The organism is Bradyrhizobium ganzhouense (assembly GCF_049949285.1).
GTDB classification, from domain to species: domain Bacteria; phylum Pseudomonadota; class Alphaproteobacteria; order Rhizobiales; family Xanthobacteraceae; genus Bradyrhizobium; species Bradyrhizobium ganzhouense.
The window spans coordinates 3,037,403-3,057,673 of record NZ_CP181318.1; the positions used below are offsets into that span (position 1 = coordinate 3,037,403).

The 20,271-nt window shown below is 64.3% G+C and carries 17 protein-coding genes; 11 read left to right on the forward strand and 6 right to left on the reverse strand.

Going from position 1 to position 20,271, the window contains the following annotated elements; translation table 11 throughout:
• Positions 1–70: 70 nt before the first annotated feature.
• From ACLFLU_RS13925 to ACLFLU_RS13940, 4 genes are read left to right on the forward strand one after another with little or no spacing between them, the layout of a single operon-like run.
• The gene (locus ACLFLU_RS13925) at positions 71–904 is read left to right on the forward strand and encodes a branched-chain amino acid ABC transporter permease (protein WP_426413988.1); all 834 of its coding nucleotides are present in this window, start codon (positions 71–73) and stop codon (positions 902–904) included.
• The gene (locus tag ACLFLU_RS13930) at positions 904–1,887 is read left to right on the forward strand and encodes a branched-chain amino acid ABC transporter permease (RefSeq protein ID WP_426412744.1); all 984 of its coding nucleotides are present in this window, start codon (positions 904–906) and stop codon (positions 1,885–1,887) included. The genes ACLFLU_RS13925 and ACLFLU_RS13930 overlap by 1 nt, the downstream gene beginning before the upstream one ends.
• A complete protein-coding gene (locus ACLFLU_RS13935; protein ID WP_426412745.1) occupies positions 1,884–2,615 on the forward strand; it encodes an ABC transporter ATP-binding protein in 732 nt (243 codons plus the stop codon). The genes ACLFLU_RS13930 and ACLFLU_RS13935 overlap by 4 nt, the downstream gene beginning before the upstream one ends.
• The gene (locus ACLFLU_RS13940) at positions 2,599–3,303 is read left to right on the forward strand and encodes an ABC transporter ATP-binding protein (protein ID WP_426412746.1); all 705 of its coding nucleotides are present in this window, start codon (positions 2,599–2,601) and stop codon (positions 3,301–3,303) included. The genes ACLFLU_RS13935 and ACLFLU_RS13940 overlap by 17 nt, the downstream gene beginning before the upstream one ends.
• Positions 3,304–3,491: 188 nt before the next feature.
• Here ACLFLU_RS13940 and ACLFLU_RS13945 read toward each other — a convergent pair whose 3' ends face one another.
• On the reverse strand, positions 3,492–3,695 hold the full coding sequence (locus ACLFLU_RS13945; protein ID WP_426412747.1) for a hypothetical protein: 204 nt from the start codon (positions 3,693–3,695) through the stop codon (positions 3,492–3,494).
• On the reverse strand, positions 3,692–4,375 hold the full coding sequence (locus tag ACLFLU_RS13950; protein WP_426412748.1) for an aldolase: 684 nt from the start codon (positions 4,373–4,375) through the stop codon (positions 3,692–3,694). Before ACLFLU_RS13950 ends, ACLFLU_RS13945 begins: the two co-directional genes overlap by 4 nt.
• Before the next feature lie 104 nt (positions 4,376–4,479).
• Here ACLFLU_RS13950 and ltnD point away from each other — a divergent pair, with 104 nt between their 5' ends.
• The 6 genes from ltnD (at position 4,480) to ACLFLU_RS13980 (ending at position 13,935) form a co-directional block, all read left to right on the forward strand.
• A complete protein-coding gene (gene ltnD / locus ACLFLU_RS13955) occupies positions 4,480–5,397 on the forward strand; it encodes an L-threonate dehydrogenase (protein WP_426412749.1) in 918 nt (305 codons plus the stop codon).
• A 12-nt stretch (positions 5,398–5,409) separates the two neighbouring features.
• On the forward strand, positions 5,410–6,192 hold the full coding sequence (otnI, locus tag ACLFLU_RS13960; RefSeq protein ID WP_426412750.1) for a 2-oxo-tetronate isomerase: 783 nt from the start codon (positions 5,410–5,412) through the stop codon (positions 6,190–6,192).
• Positions 6,189–7,466: a 3-oxo-tetronate kinase gene (gene otnK / locus ACLFLU_RS13965; protein WP_426412751.1), complete on the forward strand. Its 1,278-nt coding sequence runs from the start codon at positions 6,189–6,191 to the stop codon at positions 7,464–7,466. The genes otnI and otnK overlap by 4 nt, the downstream gene beginning before the upstream one ends.
• Positions 7,467–7,626: 160 nt before the next feature.
• Complete coding sequence (locus tag ACLFLU_RS13970) at positions 7,627–9,318, forward strand: methyl-accepting chemotaxis protein (protein WP_426412752.1); 1,692 nt, start codon at positions 7,627–7,629, stop codon at positions 9,316–9,318.
• A gap of 245 nt (positions 9,319–9,563) precedes the next feature.
• Positions 9,564–12,743 carry an efflux RND transporter permease subunit gene (locus ACLFLU_RS13975; RefSeq protein ID WP_426412753.1) on the forward strand — a complete coding sequence of 1,060 codons (3,180 nt, stop codon included), beginning with the start codon at positions 9,564–9,566 and terminating at the stop codon, positions 12,741–12,743.
• Positions 12,730–13,935 (forward strand): efflux RND transporter periplasmic adaptor subunit, encoded by a 1,206-nt coding sequence (locus ACLFLU_RS13980; protein WP_426412754.1) that lies wholly within the window; start codon positions 12,730–12,732, stop codon positions 13,933–13,935. Before ACLFLU_RS13975 ends, ACLFLU_RS13980 begins: the two co-directional genes overlap by 14 nt.
• Here ACLFLU_RS13980 and ACLFLU_RS13985 read toward each other — a convergent pair.
• Both ACLFLU_RS13985 and ACLFLU_RS13990 read right to left on the reverse strand, forming a co-directional pair.
• The gene (locus ACLFLU_RS13985; RefSeq protein ID WP_426413989.1) at positions 13,932–15,440 is read right to left on the reverse strand and encodes an acetyl-CoA acetyltransferase; all 1,509 of its coding nucleotides are present in this window, start codon (positions 15,438–15,440) and stop codon (positions 13,932–13,934) included. The two genes, ACLFLU_RS13980 and ACLFLU_RS13985, sit on opposite strands and share 4 nt — an antisense overlap.
• A gap of 185 nt (positions 15,441–15,625) precedes the next feature.
• Entirely contained in the window at positions 15,626–16,759 is a 1,134-nt protein-coding gene (locus ACLFLU_RS13990) for a nitronate monooxygenase (protein WP_426412755.1), read from the reverse strand.
• Between the two features lie 418 nt (positions 16,760–17,177).
• On the opposite strand from ACLFLU_RS13990, the gene yghU reads away from it, so the two are divergent.
• Positions 17,178–18,050, forward strand: coding sequence for a glutathione-dependent disulfide-bond oxidoreductase (gene yghU / locus ACLFLU_RS13995; protein WP_426412756.1), 873 nt, complete (start codon positions 17,178–17,180; stop codon positions 18,048–18,050).
• 163 nt (positions 18,051–18,213) lie between these two features.
• Here the strand turns inward: yghU and ACLFLU_RS14000 are convergent, their stop codons facing one another.
• Positions 18,214–19,491, reverse strand: coding sequence for an acyl-CoA dehydrogenase family protein (locus tag ACLFLU_RS14000; protein WP_008138641.1), 1,278 nt, complete (start codon positions 19,489–19,491; stop codon positions 18,214–18,216).
• Positions 19,492–19,814: 323 nt separating this feature from the next.
• Complete coding sequence (locus tag ACLFLU_RS14005) at positions 19,815–20,195, reverse strand: VOC family protein (RefSeq protein WP_426412757.1); 381 nt, start codon at positions 20,193–20,195, stop codon at positions 19,815–19,817.
• Between the last annotated feature and the right edge of the window lie 76 nt (positions 20,196–20,271).

Below are 20,271 nucleotides of genomic sequence, written 5' to 3' on the forward strand. Positions count from 1 at the left end.
TGACGTTTCGAACGGGGGAGTAGAAGTGACAGCCCAAGCCATTATCCAAAGTCTCGCGAGCGGCCTGCTCATGGGCCTGCTCTATGGACTGATCGCGGTCGGCCTCGCGCTGATCTTCGGCCTGATGGACGTCGTGAACTTCGCTCATGGCGAGTTTCTGATGCTCGCGATGTATGTGAGCTTCTTCCTGTTCACGTTCTTCGCCATCGACCCCTTGCTGTCGGCGCCCCTGGTCGCGGCCGCACTGTTCGTGCTCGGTGCGGTGGTCTATCTCTTGGTCGTCCGCTTCGCCATGCGGGCCAAGGCCAACGCCGGCATGGTGCAGATCTTCTCGACCTTTGGCCTCGCCATCGTGATGCGCGGGCTGGCCCAGTTCTTCTTCACGCCCGACTATCGCAGCATTCCCCAGTCCTGGATCGGCGGCAAGACCATCTCGGTCGCCGGCATCTTCCTGCCGGAGCCGCAGCTGATCGGTGCGCTGGTCTCGATCGCGGCTTTCGCCGGCCTCTACTTCTTCATCCACCGTACCGACTTTGGTCGTGCGCTGGAAGCCACCCGTGAAGATCCCGGCGCGGTCGCGCTCGTCGGCATCGACAAGAATCGGGTGTTCGCGCTCGGTTGGGGCCTCGGCGCCGCGCTGGTCGGTCTTGCCGGCGCGATCATGGCGGTGTTCTTCTACATCTATCCCGATGTCGGCGCCTCCTTTGCGCTGATCGCCTACGTGACCGTCGCGCTCGGCGGCTTCGGCAGCGTGTTCGGGGCCTTTGCCGGCGGCATCATCGTCGGCCTGGTCGAGGCGACCACCGCCCTGGTGCTGCCGCCTTCGCTGAAATCGGTCGGCATCTACGCCGTCTACCTGCTCGTTGTCTTCATCCGGCCGCGCGGCCTGTTCGGGTCGATGTGATGGACAAGAATTTTGCTGTGCGGCGCCGCCGCGACCTCATCATCGCCGCGGTCCTGGCCGCACTTGCCGCACTCGCGCCGCTGGTCGTCAAGGACGTCTACGTCCAGAACATCCTGATCTTGACCCTGATGTATGCGGCGCTGTCGCAGAGCTGGAACATCCTGTCCGGCTATTGCGGGCAGATCTCGCTCGGACACGCGCTCTATTTCGGCATCGGCGCCTACACCACCGAGCTGCTGTTCACCAAATTCGGCGTGCTGCCCTGGTTCGGCATGCTGGCCGGCGGATGTGTCGCCGCCATCATTGCGATGGTGCTCGGCTATCCCTTCTTTCGTCTGCGTGGCCATTACTTCGTGATCGCGACGATCGTCATCGCCGAGATCGGGCTGCTGCTGTTCCAGAACTGGGAGTGGGCGGGGGCCGCGATGGGAATCACCATTCCGGTGCGCGGCGACAGCTGGCTGAAATTCCAGTTCATGCGCAGCAAGCTGCCGTACTTCTATTTCGCGCTGGCGCTGTGCAGCCTGGCCTGGTTCGTCACCTGGTGGCTCGAAGATTCCAAATGGGGCTTCTGGTGGCGCGCCGTGAAAGACAATCCGGAAGCCGCTGAAAGCCTCGGCGTCGTCGTGTTCAATTCCAAGATGGGCGCTGCCGCCGTTTCCGCTTTCCTTGTCGCCATCGGCGGTGCCTTCTATGCGCAGTTCCTCGCCTATATCGATCCCGAAAGCGTCATGGGCTTCCAGTTCTCGCTTCTCATGGCGCTGCCGGCGGTGCTTGGCGGCATCGGCACCCTCTGGGGACCTGTGCTTGGCGCGGCCATCCTGATCCCGATGACGGAGCTGACGCGCTCCTTTATCGGCGGCTCCGGGCGCGGCGTCGACCTCATCGTCTATGGCGCGCTGATCGTGGCGATCTCGCTGGCTCTGCCGCAAGGGTTGGTCAGCCTGTTCTCCCGTTCGAAAGCGAAGGGAGCCGCGCGATGACTGCTCTGCTTGAAACCCGCGGCGTCTGGCAGCGGTTCGGCGGCCTCGTCGCCAACAGCGACGTCTCGATCTCGGTCGGCCGCGGCGAGATCGTCGGCCTGATCGGCCCGAACGGCGCCGGCAAGTCGACGCTGTTCAATCTGATCGCCGGCGTTCTGCCGCCGACCCAGGGCTCGATCTGGTTCGACGGCGAGGACGTGACAAAGATGCCGGCGGCCGAGCGCTGCCAGCGCGGCGTCGGGCGCACCTTCCAGGTGGTCAAGAGCTTTGAGACCATGACGGTGATCGACAATGTCATCGTCGGCGCGCTTGTGCGCAACACCGTGATGCGCGAGGCGCGCCGCAAGGCGCATGAAGTGCTGCAGTTCACCGGCCTTGCCGGCCGCGCCGACGTGCTCGCGAGCGACCTCGTGCCGGCCGAGAAGCGCCGCCTCGAAGTCGCGCGTGCGCTCGCAACCGAACCAAAACTGTTGCTGCTCGACGAAGTCCTCACCGGCCTCACGCCGACCGAGGCGCAGACCGGTGTGGCGCTGGTGCGGAAAGTACGCGATGCCGGCATCACCGTGCTGATGGTCGAGCATGTCATGGAGATCGTAATGCCCCTGGTCGACCGCGCCATCGTGCTCGATCTCGGCAAGGTTCTGGTCGAGGGCAAGCCCGCCGACGTGGTCCGCGATCCCAAGGTGATCAGCGCATATCTGGGAGATCGTCATGCTGTCGGTGCATGAAGTCACGACTGCCTATCAGGGCCTGGTCGCGATCTCCGCGGTCAGCATTGAAGTCACCAAGGGCGAGATCGTCTGCGTCGCCGGCGCCAACGGTGCGGGCAAGTCGACGCTGCTCAAGTCCATCGCCGGTGCCGAGCGTCCGCGCTCGGGCACGGTGACCTTCGACGGTAAACGCCTGGACGGCATGGCGCAGCACCACATCACCGCGACCGGCATTGCCTATGTGCCGGAGAATCGCCGCCTGTTCCCGCGCTTATCGGTGCGCGACAATCTCCGCCTCGGCAGCTATCTCTATCGCGGCGACGCGGATCGCGAAGGACCGCTCGATCTCGTCTTCAAGCTGTTTCCGCGACTGTCCGAACGCCTCGAGCAGCGCGCCGAAACGCTCTCCGGCGGCGAGCAGCAGATGCTCGCGATCGGCCGCGCCCTGATGACGCGCCCGCGGCTTCTGATGCTCGACGAACCCTCGCAGGGCATCATGCCAAAGCTGGTCGATGAAATCTTCCAGGCGGTCCTGCGCATCCGCGACGCCGGCATGACCGTCCTGATCGTCGAGCAGCGCATGGCCGAGTGCCTCGAGATCGCCGACCGCGCCTACATCCTGCAAACCGGCCGCGTGCTGATGCAGGGACCGGCGGCGGAGATCAGGAGCAATCCGGACGTGCGCAAGGCATATCTGGGGCTGTAGCGGCTACCGGCGCCGCCACAATCTCCGCCGTCATCCTGAGGTGCGCGCTCTTGCGCGCCTCGAAGGATGGGCCGCAAGCGCCTGTAGCTCATCCTTCGAGGCTTCACCTTGCGATGCGTTGCATCGCAAGGCTCGCGCCTCAGGATGACGTCTGTGTTTGTTGTTAGTGCCCATGTGGGCTACGATTGCTACTCGAGCCTTGCCTTAGCCGCCGCCAGCAGCATCGCTTCGACGATTGCGTCGAACTCTTCCTTTCCGATCGCATCAGTTGCGGCCAGTTCATCGTACGTCTTCCTATACGGAGACCACCAGTGATGGTGTAAGCCAATTTCGTGGAGAACTCGGGCTGCCGCGTCTATCTCGGCCGGAGTCGGCCGCGTTGGATCGGTCATTCGTGCCCATGCTCCGGCAGCGTCACCCCGAACACCTTCACCAGATCCTTCACCTGTTCTGGCGAGAGATAGCGCGGGTTCATCCCGCGCAGCAGCAGATACAGCTTCGCCGTCTCCTCCAGCTCCTCGGTAGCAAACACGGCCGCTTCCAGTGTATCGCCGGCAACCACCGGGCCATGATTGGCGAGCAGCACGGATGAGTATTTCCCCGCCAGTCCCTTGATCGCGTCCGCGACCGCGGGATCGCCAGGGCGGTAATAAGGCACGAGCGCGGTGGCGCCGCATTTCATCAGATAATAGGCCGTCATCGGCGGCAGCGCGGCGCGCGGATCGATCTCGGGCAGCATCGAGAGCGCGACCGAATGGGCGGAGTGCAGATGCACGATCGCCCGCGCACTTCCGCGCGTGTCGTAGAGTGCGGTGTGCAGCGGAACTTCCTTGGTCGGCGCATCGCCGGAGATCAGCCGGCCCTGATCGTCGAGCCGCGACAGTTTTGCGGGATCGAGGAAGCCGAGCGAAGCGTTGGTCGGCGTCACCAGCCAGCCGCCGCCATCTAGCCTGACACTGATATTTCCGGAGGAGCCCGGCGTCAGCCCGCGCTCGAACAGGGACCGTCCGAAGCGGCAGATATCCTCACGCAGCCTTGTCTCGTTGCTCGTTTCAGTTCTCATGGCCGTCATGCTCGCTTGTCTCACGCTTTGGCAGCGCGGCCAAGCCGTGTTATTCGAGATCGCGAGCCGCCGCAAAGGCGGCCGTCCGGGAAACGTTCGCAAGGGTCAGTTGCATGTCCGCCTCCACGTCACAAAGTCAGCGTATCGCCGTCATCGGGCTTGGCTCGATGGGATACGGCATGGCGACCTCGCTGAGGCGCGCCGGCCATACGGTCACTGGCTGCGACGTTTCGGCTGATGCGATCGCGCGTTTTGTGAAGGATGGCGGCGCTGGGGCCTCAACGCCGGCCGAGGCGGCCAGGGGCGCGGACATCGTCGTCAGCGTCGTTGTCAACGCCGCGCAGACGGAGGCGATCTTGTTCGGCAAGGACGGCGTCGCTGAGACCCTGCCGAAAGATGGCGTCTTCATCTCCTCTGCGACCATGGATCCCGATGTCGCCCGGCGCCTGGCAAAACAGCTGGAAGCGACCGGCCGAAATTACCTGGATGCCCCGATCTCCGGCGGCGCGCAACGCGCAGCGCAGGGCGAGCTGACGATCCTTGCCTCGGGCAGTCCCGCAGCGTTCGCCAAGGCGCGTCCGGCGCTTGATGCCATGGCAGCAAAGCTCTACGAGCTCGGCGATGCCGCAGGTCAGGGCGCGGCGTTCAAGATGATCAACCAGCTGCTGGCCGGTGTGCATATCGCTGCCGCAAGCGAAGCGATCGCGTTTGCCGCCAAGCAGGGCCTAGACATCCGCAAGGTCTATGAAGTGATCACCGCGTCTGCCGGCAATTCGTGGATGTTCGAGAACCGCATGCCGCACGTGCTCGACGGCGACTATACGCCGCGCAGCGCGGTGGAGATCTTCGTCAAGGATCTCGGCATCATCCAGGACATGGCGCGCAGCGCCAGATTCCCGGTGCCGGTTTCCGCCGCAGCCCTCCAGATGTTCCTGATGACATCGGCCGCCGGCATGGGGCGTGACGATGATGCGTCGGTGGCGCGAATGTATGCGCAGGTCACCGGCGTAAAACTTCCCGGCGACAAGTAGAAGAGGATTCCAATGCCCCGTTTCGCCGCCAACCTCTCGATGATGTTCACCGAGGTGCCGTTCCTCGACCGGTTCGACGCCGCCGCCGCAGCCGGCTTCACCGCTGTCGAGTTTCTCTTTCCTTATGAACATCCGGTCGAAGCGGTCGGCGAGCGGCTCAAGCGTAACGGCCTGACACAAGCGCTGTTCAACCTGCCGCCGGGCGACTGGAATGCCGGCGAGAAAGGTTTTGCCGCACTGCCGGCGCGCTTTGCCGACCTCAAGGCGAGCCTGGAGACGGCGCTGCCTTACGCCAAGGCGACTGGCGTCAAGCGACTGCATCTGATGGCAGGTATCGCCAACCGCGGCGAACGGGTCGCAATCGAGGCCTTTTACAAATCGGTGACGTGGGCTGCGGAGTTCTTCGCCCCGCATGGCATCGACGTCGTAATCGAGCCGATCAATGCGCGCAACGTGCCCGGCTACTTCCTCAACGATTTCGGTTTCGCGCGCGACCTGATCCAGGAGTTGCGGCTTCCGAACCTGAAGCTGCAGTTCGACATCTATCACTGCGGGATCATCCATGGCGATGTCACCATGCGCCTGCGCGAGATGATGCCGATCATCGGTCACATCCAGATCGCCAGCATTCCCTCGCGCAACGAGCCCGACGGCGAGGAGTTCAATTATCCGTTCCTGTTCGATGAGCTCGACCGGCTCGGCTATGCTGGATTCGTCGGCTGCGAATACAATCCGCGCGGCAAAACCACCGACGGCCTGGCCTGGTTCAGGCCCTATGCGGGGGTGAAGCCGTGACACTTGCGTTGGGCTGCATCGCCGACGACTACACCGGCGCTTCCGATCTCGCCAATACGCTGACGCGCGCCGGCTTGCGCACGGTGCAGACCATCGGCGTGCCCGCCGACGATCTGAAGCTGCCGGAAGTGGACGCCGTCGTGGTGTCGCTGAAGAGCCGCTCGATCGAGGCTGGGCTTGCGGTGTCGCGCTCGCGCGCGGCCGAGAAATGGCTGCGTGGTCGCGGCGCGCGCCACGTGCTGTTCAAGATCTGCTCGACCTTCGATTCCACAGACGCCGGCAATATCGGCCCGGTGATGGATGCGCTGCGCGCCGATTGCGGTGAGGGCGTCGTGCTGGTGACGTCGGCTTTTCCCGAAACCGGGCGCACCGTCTACCAGGGCAATCTGTTCGTCGGTGCCGTGCCGCTGAACGAGAGCCCGCTCAAGGACCATCCACTCAACCCGATGCACGATTCCAACCTGGTGCGAGTGCTGGCGCGCCAGAGCAAGACGCAGATCGGTCTCGTCGATCTCGCGACCCTCTCCCGCGGGGCGCAGGCCGTTCAGGCCCGGCTTGCTGAATTGTCAGGCAAAGGCGTCGGCGCCGCGATCATCGACGCCGTGTTCGACCGCGACCTCGAAACCATCGGCCTTGTCGCCGCAGAGCACCGGCTGTCGGTCGGTGCCTCCGGTGTCGGCCTGGGCCTCGCCCGAGCACTGGTGTCGACCGGTAAGGTCAAGTCGGCCGCCGCAAGCAGCGAGCAGGGCACCGCCGTCGGCGGACAGGTGGCGTGCCTCGCCGGAAGCTGCTCGCAGGCCACTTTGCAACAGATCGCCAACGCCGAACGCGGCATGCCGGTGCTCCGTCTCGACCCCGACCGTATTCTTACGGGAGCAAACGAAACGCAGCGTGCGCTGGACTGGGCGAAGCAGCGATTGGCCCAGGGCCCCGTGCTGATTGCATCGAGCGCGACGCCGGCTGACGTCGCTGCGCTCCAGGCGCGTCACGGTCGCGACGCCGCGGGGCATGCCATCGAGCAGACGATGGCCGACATCGCCGAAAGCCTAGTGAAATCAGGTGTTCGGCGCCTGATCGTGGCCGGCGGCGAGACCTCCGGCGCCGTCGTCGACCGTCTCGGGATTCCTGGTTTCCTGATCGGCGCGGAGATTGCCGCGGGTGTGCCGGTGCTTCGCGCTGTTGGCGCCGCCGCCAGCGATATGCTGCTCGCTTTGAAGTCCGGCAACTTCGGTGGACCGGAGTTTTTCGCAGACGCGATTAGGCTCATGCGCTGAGCGCAGAGCATCCTTATCCCCTCATTCATTTCTTTAAGGTTCCGTACTCGTACGGAGTCGTAGTTAACAACTGCTCAGTCGCTTTGTTGTTGGATGTCGGCACCGCCGCTTTTGGTTGATCCATTCGACGCGCCGCCGCGCCAACGCAAAGAGACCGCCCATGTTCGCCACCATCTCTATCCGCGCCAAGATCATCAGTGTCGTGGCGTTCCTGCTGGTCGCGATGACCGGTATGGGCCTGCTCGCCGTCATGAAGATGCGGACGATCAACGCCAACACCGTCGACATCACCACGAACTGGATGCCGAGCGTCCGCGTGATCGGCGATCTGCGCGCCAGCGTCATCACCTACCGCAACGTGGTCCGCCAGCACATGCTGGCCGAGACCCTCGAGGACAAGCTCGCGACGGAGAAGGTCGCCGGCACCGTGATCGAGGCGCTCGCCAAGGCCCGCAAGAGCTACGAAACGATGATCGCCTCGCCAGAAGAGAGAGCGCTCTACAACCAGTGGTCCCAGCTCTGGGACGACTACAAGAAGGGCACCGAGGAGGTTTTTGCTCTGTCCCGCAAGGAGGCCGGCAAGGTCCCGCACGAAGCGCAGGAGTTGAACACCCAGAAGGTCAACAAGATCGGCCTCGCCGCGGATGAGGTCCTCACGAAGGACATCGAGCTTAACGCCAAGGGTGGCGACCAGGCGGCCGCGGATGCCGCCGACACCTTCTACTACGCCTTCATGCTGGTCGCGATCATCCTCGGTGTCGCCGTCATCGCCGGCACCGGCGTCAGCTTCTATCTGGTCCAGGATGTCTCCGCCGGCATCAACTCGATCATCCAACCGATGCAGGCGCTGGGCCGGGGCGACCTGACCGCCGAAGTCCCGCACTGTGACGAGAAGACCGAGATCGGTTCGATGGCCGACGTGCTCCAGGTCTTCAAGGAAGCGCTGATCGCCAAGAAGGCTGCGGACGAAGCTGCTGCGGCCGACGCCGAAGCCAAGATCGAGCGCGGCCGCCGCGTCGACGGCATCACCCGAGATTTCGAAACGATGATCGGCGAGATCGTCCAGACCGTGTCGTCGGCCTCGACCCAGCTCGAAGCCTCGGCCTCGACGCTGACCTCGACCGCCGATCGATCGCAGCGGATGGCGACCACGGTTGCCGCGGCCTCGGAAGAAGCCTCCACCAACGTCCAGTCGGTGGCCTCGGCGACCGAAGAGATGGCCTCCTCGGTCGGCGAGATCAGCCGTCAGGTGCAGGAATCGGCGCGGATGGCGGGCGATGCCGTTGGCCAGGCCCGTGCCACCACCGAGCGCGTCAGCGAGCTCTCGAAGGCCGCCTCGCGCATCGGCGACGTCGTCGAGCTCATCAACACCATCGCCGGCCAGACCAACCTGCTGGCGCTGAACGCGACCATCGAGGCGGCGCGCGCCGGTGAGGCCGGCCGCGGCTTCGCGGTGGTCGCCTCCGAAGTGAAGGCGCTCGCCGAGCAGACCGCCAAGGCGACCGGCGAGATCGGCCAGCAGATATCCGGCATCCAGGCGGCGACCAATGATTCGGTCGGCGCGATCAAGGAGATCTCCTCGACGATCGAGCGGCTCTCGGAAATCTCCTCGGCGATTGCCGCCGCGGTGGAAGAGCAGGGCGCTGCGACCCAGGAAATCGCCCGCAACGTGCAGCAGGCGGCCCAGGGCACCCAGCAGGTGTCGTCCAACATCACCGACGTGCAGCGCGGCGCCACCGAGACCGGCACGGCCTCCTCGCAGGTGCTCTCGGCCGCACAGATGCTGTCGAACGACAGCACACGGCTGAAGACCGAGGTCAGCAAGTTCCTGACCAACGTCCGCGCGGCTTGAGCCGGGACACGATAGCGGTTCTGAAAGCGGCGCCTCCGGGCGCCGCTTTTTTGTGTCGGCGGCAGTTGCTTCCGCGATCTCTGGGCGCAGGCTGCATATCTGGAATGCGATTTCGCGGTGCGATAGCAGGGAAGTGACCGCGCGTGACACGCTGTCGTTGGCCATTTCGGCGGTGTTCGGGTAGATCAGCTCAGGGAAACCGTGGGGGCGTGTTCCCTGTCCCCGTATTTGGAATTGCCTGACGAATGATTGCTCTGGTTCGTATTGCCCTGAGCCGGCCCTACACGTTTGTCGTGCTCGCGCTCCTGCTCCTGATCATCGGACCGCTAGCAGCGCTGCGGACGCCGACCGACATCTTTCCGGACATCCGCATCCCCGTGATCGGCGTGGTTTGGCAGTATACCGGCCTGCCGCCGGACCAGATGTCCGGCCGCATCACCACGCCGTTCCAGCGGGCGCTGACGACCACCGTCAACGACATCGAGCATATCACGGCCAATTCCTATAACGGCTTTGGCATCATCAAGATCTTCTTCCAGCCCAATGTCGACATTCGCACTGCCAATGCGCAGGTCACCGCGATTTCGCAGACGCTGCTGAAGCAGATGCCGCCGGGCGCAACGCCGCCGCTGATCCTGAATTACTCCGCCTCGACCGTGCCGATCATCCAGGTGGCGCTGTCGGGCGATGGCCTGACCGAGCAGAACCTCGCGGACATCGGCATCAATAATCTGCGTACCCCGCTGGTCACCGTGCCCGGTGCGGCAATCCCGTATCCGTTCGGCGGCAAGCAGCGCCAGATCCAGATCGACCTCGATCCGACCGCGCTCCAGGCCCGCGGCCTGTCGGGCCAGGACGTTGCCAATGCGCTGGCAGCCCAAAACCTGATCACGCCGGTCGGCACCCAGAAGATCGGTCAGTTCGAGTACAACATCCAGCTCAACAATTCGCCGCTCAAGATCGACGAGCTCGGTAATCTGCCGATCAGGACCGTCAACGGCGCCATGGTCTATGTGCGCGACGTCGCAACCGTGCGCGACGGCAATCCGCCGCAGACCAACATCGTCCATGTCGATGGCAACCGCTCGGTGCTGATGATGGTGCTGAAGGCGGGCGCGACCTCGACGCTCGACATCATCGCCGGCATCAAGCAGAAGGTGATCGACGTCAAGGACCAGCTGCCGGACGCGCTGAAGATCGGCTTCATCGGCGACCAGTCGGTGTTCGTCCGCGGCGCGATTCAAGGTGTCGCCTTCGAGGGCGTGATCGCGGCGCTGCTCACCAGCGTCATGATCCTGCTGTTCCTCGGCAGCTGGCGCTCGACCGTTATCATCGCCGTGTCGATCCCGCTTTCCGTGCTCGGCGCCATCATCATGCTGTCGGCGATCGGCGAGACGCTCAACATCATGACGCTCGGCGGTCTTGCGCTCGCGGTCGGCATCCTCGTCGACGACGCCACGGTGACCATCGAGAACATCAACTATCATCTGGAGCAGGGCAAACCCGTCGAGCAGTCGATCCTCGACGGCGCCAACCAGATCGTGACGCCCGCCTTTGTCTCGCTGCTCTGCATCTGCATCGTGTTCGTGCCGATGTTCTTCCTCACCGGCGTCGCCCGCTTCCTGTTCGTGCCGATGGCCGAAGCCGTGATGTTCGCGATGATGTGGTCGTTCCTCCTGTCGCGCACGCTGGTGCCGACCATGGCGAACTATTTGCTGCACGCGCATGTCCATCACGAGGGCACGCCGCCGAAGTCGCGCAATCCGCTGGTCTGGTTCCAGCGCGGCTTCGAGGCCCGGTTCGAGCGCATTCGCGGCGGCTACCATGATTTCCTCGGGCTGGCGCTGGCGCACCGCGCCGTGTTCGTGATCGGCTTCCTCTGTGTGGTCGGCGCGTCTTTTGCGCTGGTGCCGTTCCTCGGGCGCAACTTCTTCCCCGCGGTCGATGCCGGCAACATCCTGATGCATGTCCGCACCCAAGTGGGTACTCGCGTCGAGGAAACCGCCAACCAGCTCGCCGATGTGCAGAAGGCGATCCGCAAGCTGATCCCCGGCGAGATCGACACGTTGACGGATAACATCGGCATGCCGATCTCCGGCATCAACATGACCTACAACAACACCGGCGTGATCGGTCCGCAGGACGGCGACATCCAGATCAAGCTGAAGGAAGGTCACAAGCCGACCGAAGAGCATGTGAAGGTGCTGCGTGAGCAGCTGCCACGGCTGTTCCCGGGCGTCAGCTTCGCCTTCCTGCCGGCCGACATCGTCAGCCAGATCCTGAACTTTGGCGCGCCGGCGCCGATCGATCTCCAGATCCGCGGCGCCAACGCGGAAGCCAACTTTGCTTACGCCAACAAGTTGCTCGCCAGGGTCCGGCGCATTCCCGGCGTCGCCGACGCGCGCATTCAGCAGTCGCCGAGCAACCCGACCTTCAACATCGATGTCGACCGTACCCGCGCGCAATATGTCGGCTTGACCGAGCGCGATGTCACCAACAGCCTCGTGGTCAATCTTGCCGGCTCCTCGCAGGTCGCGCCGACCTACTATCTCAATCCCGACAACGGCGTGTCCTATTCGATCGTGATGCAGACGCCGCAATACCAGATCGACTCGCTCAGCGCGCTCCAGACGTTGCCGATCACGGCGACTGGAAACTCGCAGTCGCCGATCCTGGGCGGCATCGCCGACATCAAGCGTTCGACGTCGAGCGCGGTAGTGTCGCAATACGACATTCAGACGCTGGTGCAGATTTTCGCGACGACATCGGGCCGCGATCTCGGCGCGGTCGCCAACGACATCCGCCAGGTGATCGCCGACACCGCCAAGGAGGTGCCGAAAGGATCGTCGGTGGCGCTGCTCGGTCAGGTGCAGACCATGAACAGCGCCTTCTCCGGTCTGCTGTTCGGCCTGCTCGGCGCCGTCGTGCTGATCTATTTCCTGATCGTCGTGAACTTCCAGTCCTGGTCCGATCCGTTCGTGATCATCACCGCGCTGCCGGCCGCGCTCGCCGGCATCGTCTGGATGCTGTTCACGACCCAGACCACGCTGTCGGTGCCGGCGCTCACAGGCGCCATCATGTGCATGGGTGTCGCCACCGCCAACAGCGTGCTGGTGATCTCCTTCGCCCGCGAGCGCTATGAGGAGCTCGGCGACCCCATCGCTGCCGCGCTCGAAGCCGGCTTCGTCCGGTTTCGTCCGGTGCTGATGACGGCGCTCGCCATGATCATCGGCATGGCGCCGATGGCCCTGGGCTTGGGCGAGGGCGGCGAACAGAACGCGCCGCTTGGCCGCGCCGTGATCGGCGGCCTGATCTTTGCAACTTTCGCCACGCTGATGTTTGTTCCCGTGGTGTTCAGTATGGTACACAAGAAACAAGGCGCCAAAGCCGCCGCCCCCTTGGAGACTCCGCATGTCGCCCACTGAACCCCGCTCCCCGGTGTCGCACCGGAAACTGGGCATTTTCGGCGTGGTGGCGCTGATTGCGGCAGGCCTCGTGGTCGGCACCGGCATTCGGGCCCGAGAGGACCAGAGCTCCAAGCTGAAGGAATGGACCGACGATCAGGCCGTTCCCAGCGTTGCTGTGACTCTGCCCAACGCCAAGGCGCTCAATTCGACCATCGACCTGCCGGGCCGGCTCGAGGCCTATTACCGCGCGCCGATTTTCGCGCGCGTCTCCGGTTATCTCAAAAGCTGGAGCGCCGACATCGGCGCCCGCGTCAAGGCTGGCCAGGTGATCGCCGAGATCGAGGCGCCCGACCTCGACCAGCAGCTCTTGCAGGCCCGCGCTGACCTCGCCAGCCAGCAGGCCAGCGCCAGGCTGTCGGAAGCGACCCTCAATCGACGTAAGACGCTGGTCGCCTCCAACTTCGTCTCCGCCCAGGAGATCGACGAGCGCACCGCCGATCTCTCCAACAAGAACGCCGCCGTCCATTCCGGGCAGGCCAATGTCGAGCGTCTCGAGGCGCTCGCCGGCTACAAGAAGATCACGGTGCCGTTCGATGGCGTGGTCACGGCGCGCGACACCGACGTCGGCGCGCTGATCAACGCCGGCGGCGGCTCCGGCCCGGCGATGTTCGTGGTCTCCGACATCACCAAGCTGCGCGTCTACGTCAACGTTCCCCAGAACTATGTGCCGGCGATCAAGATCGGCGCCAAGGCCACCATGGTGATGCCGGAATATCCGAACCGGACGTTCCAGGCGACGGTGGAAGCTTCTTCCCAGGCGGTCGACGTCGCCTCGGGCACCACGCGCATGCAGCTTGGGCTCGACAATTCCAGCGGCGAACTGATGCCCGGCGGCTACGCCAGCGTGAAGCTCAACCTCCAGCGCGATACCGCGCCGCTGAGCATTCCCGCCAGCGCTTTGATCTTCAACGGCAGCGGCCTGCGCGTCGCGACCGTCGGTGCGGACGACAAGGTGCAGTTCAAGACCGTGACCATTGCCCGCGACCTCGGCAAGGAGATTGAGCTTGCCTCAGGGATTGCGCCCGACGACCGCGTCATCGCCGCTCCGCCGGACGGCCTGTCCGACGGGGATCAGGTTCGTGTGGTTGGTGGTGCCGGCGCCAAGGGCAAGCCGGCGACCGCGTCGGAGCAGCAGCCGCCAAAGGGTTAGGCCACCCGCCACTCCGGCACACCATCGGCGGCCATCGCGATCTCGCCGAGCGAGCCGACCGGCGTCCTGTCCATGTCGAGCAGATGCTTTAGCGTCGCTCCGTCGCCCGCCGGAATCCGCGCCAGTGTGCGCCGGTCATCCGCCGTGCGCAACATCACCACACCGTGCTCGGCATCGCCGCCACGGCCGTAAAGCACCGTAAAGCTCTCGACCTTGCCCTTACCGTTCGCCTCCGTGACGAACTCCGGCACCGCACGCTTGTTGCGGTCGGCCTCGCCTTGCACGCTGGTCTCCTGCGCCAACGCCTCCCGCGGCGGTGTCTTCGAAACGACCAGGGCGTGATGCTTGGTGACAAAGCCGCCCTGGCCGTAGAGCAGGCCGAGCTTGTCGCCACTACGCAGGCGCCGCACCATCGCGCAGGCTGCATGCGTCATGTAGGTGTTGAGCGGTGCGCCGAAGAAGGTGAGGCCGCCGTTCACGGTGGGCTGCACGTCGGCGCCCAGACCCAGCGTCCGCCGCGCCATCTTCGGCACGCAGGGGAAGCAGCTATAGAGCTCGATCGCATCGAACTTTCTGCCGTCGCCGCCGGCGATGTCCATCACGGCCTTCAGCACCGCGTTCTGCGAATGGCTCTCGTAAAACTGATCGCGCAGGAGATAGTCGCGCGGCTCTTCAGCCGAGGTGCCGCCGAGCGGATAGACCAGTCTGTCTTCCGCAATGCCGGCCGCACGCGCTTTGGCAAGGCTGGTGAGCAACAGCGCGCCGCCCATGTTGACGCTGGGGTTGGCGACCATGAGCTTGTTGTATGGCCACGCGATGAGCCGGTTGTCCGCGGTCGGCGTCGTGATCTCGTCCGGCGCATAGCGCCGCTTTAGCCAGGCGTTGGGATTTTGCGCGGCGGCTTCGGAATAGCGCGACCACAGCGTGCCTGATTCCGCCATCGCCTCGCGCGGCGTCTGGCCCCAATGCGCGGACGATGCCGCTTCATAGAACGGATAGACCGTGACGGGCCGGAACACGCCGAGCTTGACGGCGAGCGGCTTCTGGAACGCTGCGCCGCGCTTCGGCTCCGCGACATCGTGGGCGAACGGCGTCCATGGCAGCTTCACGCCGGCACGCTCCGCCTTGGTTGCCGTCGATTGCGCTTCTGCACCGCAGACCGCGGCGACGGTACATTCGCCGCGCGCGATGCGTTTGGCTGCTTCATGAATGAAGCGGATCGGGCTCTCGCCGCCGACCGGACCGTAATGGCAATGCGCCGGCGAGGCGCCGAGCCGCTGCGCCAGCAGCTTCTCCGGATCGCGATAGCGCCAGCTCAGGAAGTTGACGACGTCGAGCGACTGCACCTCGCCGAGCAGCTTGGCGCCGGCGTCAGCCTCTGCGCGTCGCAGTGCCTGTTCGAGCAGGTCGAGCGGCTCGAGGCCCTCGGCGATCTCCTTGGGGCGGTCGACGATCTCGCCGATGCCGACGATGACGGGGATGCGGTCTTCGGGAATGTTGGTCATTTCTTCTTGGTTCACTTTCTAGGTCTTCGGCACGCCGTCGCCCTTCGAGGGCCGCTGAAGAAGCGGCCACCTCAGGGTGACGGCTACGGGGACAGCGTCATCCTGAGGTGCGAGGCCTGCGGCGCAGCGCGCCGTCGAACGAGCCTCGAAGGATGGGCCCCGAGTACTGCTCCGGCCACGGGCAGCTACTCCGCCACCAGCGCATTCATGTGCTCGACGGCTTCGGCAAACTCTTCCTTGAACTCCTGCACCACGGCGCCCGCCGATTTCACGCTGTCGATCAGGCCGACGCCCTGGCCGACGAAATAGCTGACGAGGTCGCGCGCCCTGGCGTTGCCGCTCGCGGCCGCGCGGTCGATCGAGTTGAAGGCATCGCGGCTGATGATGCTCTGAAGCGGCATCGGCAGCGCGCCGGGGCTCTCCGGCGCGCGGTCCCAGGCATCGGTCCAGACCGAGCGGAGCTGTCGCGCCGGCTTGCCGGTGCGGCCCTTCGAGCGGATCGCATCACGGGACGATGCAGCGATCATCTTCTCGCGAAAGATCTCAGAGGTTTCGGACTCGACGGTGGCGAGCCACACCGAACCGGTCCAGGCGCCGGCTGCGCCCATTGCCATGCAGGCCGCCATCTGCCGTCCTGTCATGATGCCGCCAGCTGCGAGCACCGGCACGTCGCGGACCTTCTTGATCGCCTTGATCACCTCCGGCACCAGCACCATGGTCGAGACCTCGCCGCAATGGCCGCCGGCCTCGGTGCCCTGCACCACGAGGATATCGACACCGGCCGCGACCTGGCGCAACGCGTGCTCCTTGGCGCCGACGAGGGCTGCCACCGGCACGTTGTGCTTCTTGCCCATCTCGATCATCGCTTTCGGCGGCACGCCCAGCGCGTTCGCGATCAGCCGGATCGGATGATTGAACGAGACTTTCAGCAGCTGCAGCGCGGTCGCGGCGTCGAACGGCTGCGGCTGATTGTCGGCCACATCGGTCGTGGTCAGCTCGATGTCGTACTTCTTCAGGAGATCGCTTGTGTATTTGCGGTGCTCCTGCGGCACGCGCGCTTCCAGGCTCTTCCAGGTGACGTCCTTCTCGCCCGCGGTCGAGATGTTCTCGGGGATCAGCACGTCGATGCCGTAGGGCTTGCCGTCGACGTGGTCGTCGATCCATTTCAGCTCGCGTTCGAGCGTATCAGGCGTATGCACGGTAGCGCCGAGCACGCCAAAGCCGCCAGCGCGGCTGACGGCCGCAACGACATCGCGGCAATGACTGAAGGCGAGCAGCGGGAATTCGATGCCCAGCATGTCGCAGATCGGCGATTTCATGGTCCTCTCCCGGCGGCCTTCGACGACGCTAGCCCATCGTCATTTGCGATGCCACGCCGGATTCCCGCGCGCATCTTGCGCGCAGGCGTCACGTCGTGCCGTGAGCCATTCCGTCGCGCAAAATAAGCGGAGAGGGGCTGCGGACAGTTCGGGCGCAATTCGTCGTGCCTCGCTGGCTTGCGCGTCGGCCTGATCGGTACGGGGTCGTCAGGCATCCAATCGCCGAGCAGGCGAAACATCTCGCGGTGTTCCAGTCACGGTGTTCCAGCGCACGGCGAATTTCTCGATCTCGCGTTGGGAGCGTGGCGGACGCATGACGCGGGCCTGAGGCCCGCGCCGGACGCAGACCCGGCAGGCCTTGCCATCGCCGGTCCGTGGGCTAATTAATGCAGGCGCATCTTTTCGCCGGAGCCCCCGCATGACCGATACCCCTTACGTGCCGCCCAAGGTCTGGACCTGGAACAAGGAGAATGGCGGTCAGTTCGCCAGCATCAACCGGCCGATTGCCGGGGCCACCCATGACAAGGAGCTCCCGGTCGGCAAGCATCCCTTCCAGCTCTATTCGCTGGCGACGCCGAACGGGGTGAAGGTCACGGTGATGCTGGAGGAGCTTCTGGCGCTCGGCCACAAGGGCGCCGAATACGATGCCTGGCTGATCAAGATCGGCAATGGCGATCAGTTCGGCAGCGGCTTCGTCGATATCAATCCGAACTCGAAAATCCCGGCGCTGATGGACCGCTCCGGCCCCGAGCCTGTCAGAATCTTCGAATCCGGCTCGATCCTGTTCTACCTTGCCGAAAAGTTCGGCGCCTTCCTGCCGAAGGACATCAAGGCCCGCGCCGAGGCGATGTCCTGGCTGTTCTGGCAGATGGGCAGCGCGCCCTATCTCGGCGGCGGCTTTGGCCATTTCTACGCCTACGCACCATTCAAGATCGAATACGCCATCGATCGCTTCGCGATGGAGGTGAAGCGCCAGCTCGACGTGCTCGACCGGCGACTTGCCGACAACGAATATCTCGCTGGCAAGGAGTACACGATTGCGGATATGGCGGTGTGGCCGTGGTACGGCGCGCTTGCCAAGGGGCTGGTCTATGGCGCCGGCGAGTTCTTGTCGGTGCAGGACTACAAGAACGTGCAGCGCTGGACCGATGAGATCGCCAAGCGCCCGGCGGTGAAGCGCGGCCGCATGGTCAACCGTGTCTCCGGCGATCCCGCCAGCCAGCTCCACGAGCGCCACGACGCGTCTGACTTCGAGACGAAGACGCAGGACAAGATCGAGACGGCGACCTAGGTATTGCTCATTTACCTCGCCCCGCTTGCTGGGAGAGGTCGAATTCGATCGCAGATCGAATTCGGGTGAGGGGGTACAGCTCCCTCGATGATTTCCTGTGTGGAAGCAGCCCCTCACCCCAACCCTCTCCCCGTAAGGACGGGGAGAGGGAGAGGAGAGACTTTTACGCCATGCTCAGCTCGTGGCGTCCCACCACCATCCAGTGCACCTCGTCCGGACCATCCGCGAAGCGCAGATGGCGCACGTCCTGGTACATCTCGGCGAGCGGGGTCCAGTGCGAGATGCCGGTGGCGCCGTGCATCTGGATCGACTGGTCGATGATCTTGCAGGCGCGCTCCGGCACCATGGCCTTGACCATGGAGACCCAGACGCGGGCCTCCTTGTTGCCGAGCACGTCCATGGCCTTCGCGGCCTTCAATACCATCAGCCGCATCGCCTCGATCTCGCAGCGCGCCTGCGCGATGATCTGCATGTTGCCGCCGAGATGGGCGATCTTCTTGCCGAAGGCTTCGCGGGTGAGGCCACGCTGCACCATCAAATCGAGTGCCTTCTCGGCCTTGCCGATGGTGCGCATGCAGTGATGGATGCGGCCCGGTCCGAGGCGGAGCTGCGAGATCTCGAAGCCGCGGCCCTCGCCGAGCAGCATGTTCTCCTTGGGCACGCGCACATTGTTGAAGCGCATGTGCATGTGGCCGCGCGGCGCGTGGTCCTGGCCGAACACGTACATCGGGCCGAGCACCTCGACGCCGGGTGTGTCGCGCGGCACCAGGATCTGCGATTGCTGCTTGCTCGGCGCTGCGTCCGGATTGGTCTTCACCATCACGATGAGAATCTTGCAGCGGGGATCGCCGACGCCGGAGATGTAATACTTCTCGCCGTTGATGACCCATTCGTCGCCGACGAGTTTTGCCGTGGTCGAAATGTTCTTGGCGTCGGAGGAGGCGACGTTCGGCTCGGTCATGACATAGGCCGAGCGGATCTCGCCGTTCATCAGTGGCTTCAGCCACTTCTCCTTCTGCTCCTTGGTGCCGACACGCTCCAGCACCTCCATGTTGCCGGTGTCGGGCGCCGAGCAGTTCATGGTCTCGGACGCGAGCGGGCTCTTGCCGAGCTCGGATGCGATATAGGCGTAGTCGAGATTCTTCAGGCCCTGGCCGGTCTCGTCATCGGGCAAGAAGAAGTTCCAGAGGCCTTCCTTCTTGGCCTTGTTCTTGGCGACCTCGAGCACCTCGAGCTGCTTCGGCGTAAAACTCCAGCGATCCTGTTTGCCTTCGCCGGCCTTGGCGAATTCGATCGACATCGGCTCGACGGTCTCGCGAATGAACTTCCTGACGTGATCGTAGAGCGGCCGGACCTGGTCCGACATGCGGAGGTCGTTGAGCTCGTCGCCGGGATTGAGCGTGTAGTTGGTCGTGCGGGGAATGTAGGCGTGCTTTGTCATTGTTCCTCCCGGGGTCACTGAGATCGCGTTGGGCCGGAGAATAGTCGCAGCGCGCGCAAAGTGCGAGCGCGCATTTTCTCACGCGAGCCATGCCATGCGATGGAATTTCGCAAGAGCGTTTGAAATGTTGTTTGAATGGAGGAGCGAACTCTATCCCCACGTCGTCCCGGACAAGCGAAGCGCAGATCCGGACCCATAACCACAGGGAGAAGTTTGACGAAGACTCGCGGTCACCAGCTTGCGCCGCGACTCCTCCCTGGGGCAATGGGTCCCGGCTCCCGTGCGCAATTGCGTACTAGGCCGGGACGACATCGAGTATGTAGCTAGTTCGGCATCCGGTGCATCGCGCAGATCTTGTTGCCGTCGAGGTCGCGCAAATAAGCGAGATAGAGCTTGTTCCCCGCGCCCTCGCGGATGCCGGGCGGATTCTCGATCGGCGTTCCGCCGGCGGCGACACCGGCAGCGTGCCACTTGTCGACCTGCTCAGGTGAGTTGGCGGCAAAGCCGATAGTGCCACCGTTTGCACAGGTCGCCGGCTCGCCGTTGATCGGCTTCGACACCGAGAACACGCCGGTCTTGGTGAAATAGAAAATGCGATGGCCGTCGACCTTGGCCGGCCGCACTTCGAGCGTGCTGAGCAGGTTGTCGTAAAAGGCCTTGGCCTTGTCGAGGTCGTTGGTGCCGATCATGATGTGCGAGAACATTTGCCCATTCCCCTCAGAGTTTGTAGCCCGGATGGAGCGTAGCGAAATCCGGGTCTTGCTTACTTTTGAAAATCCC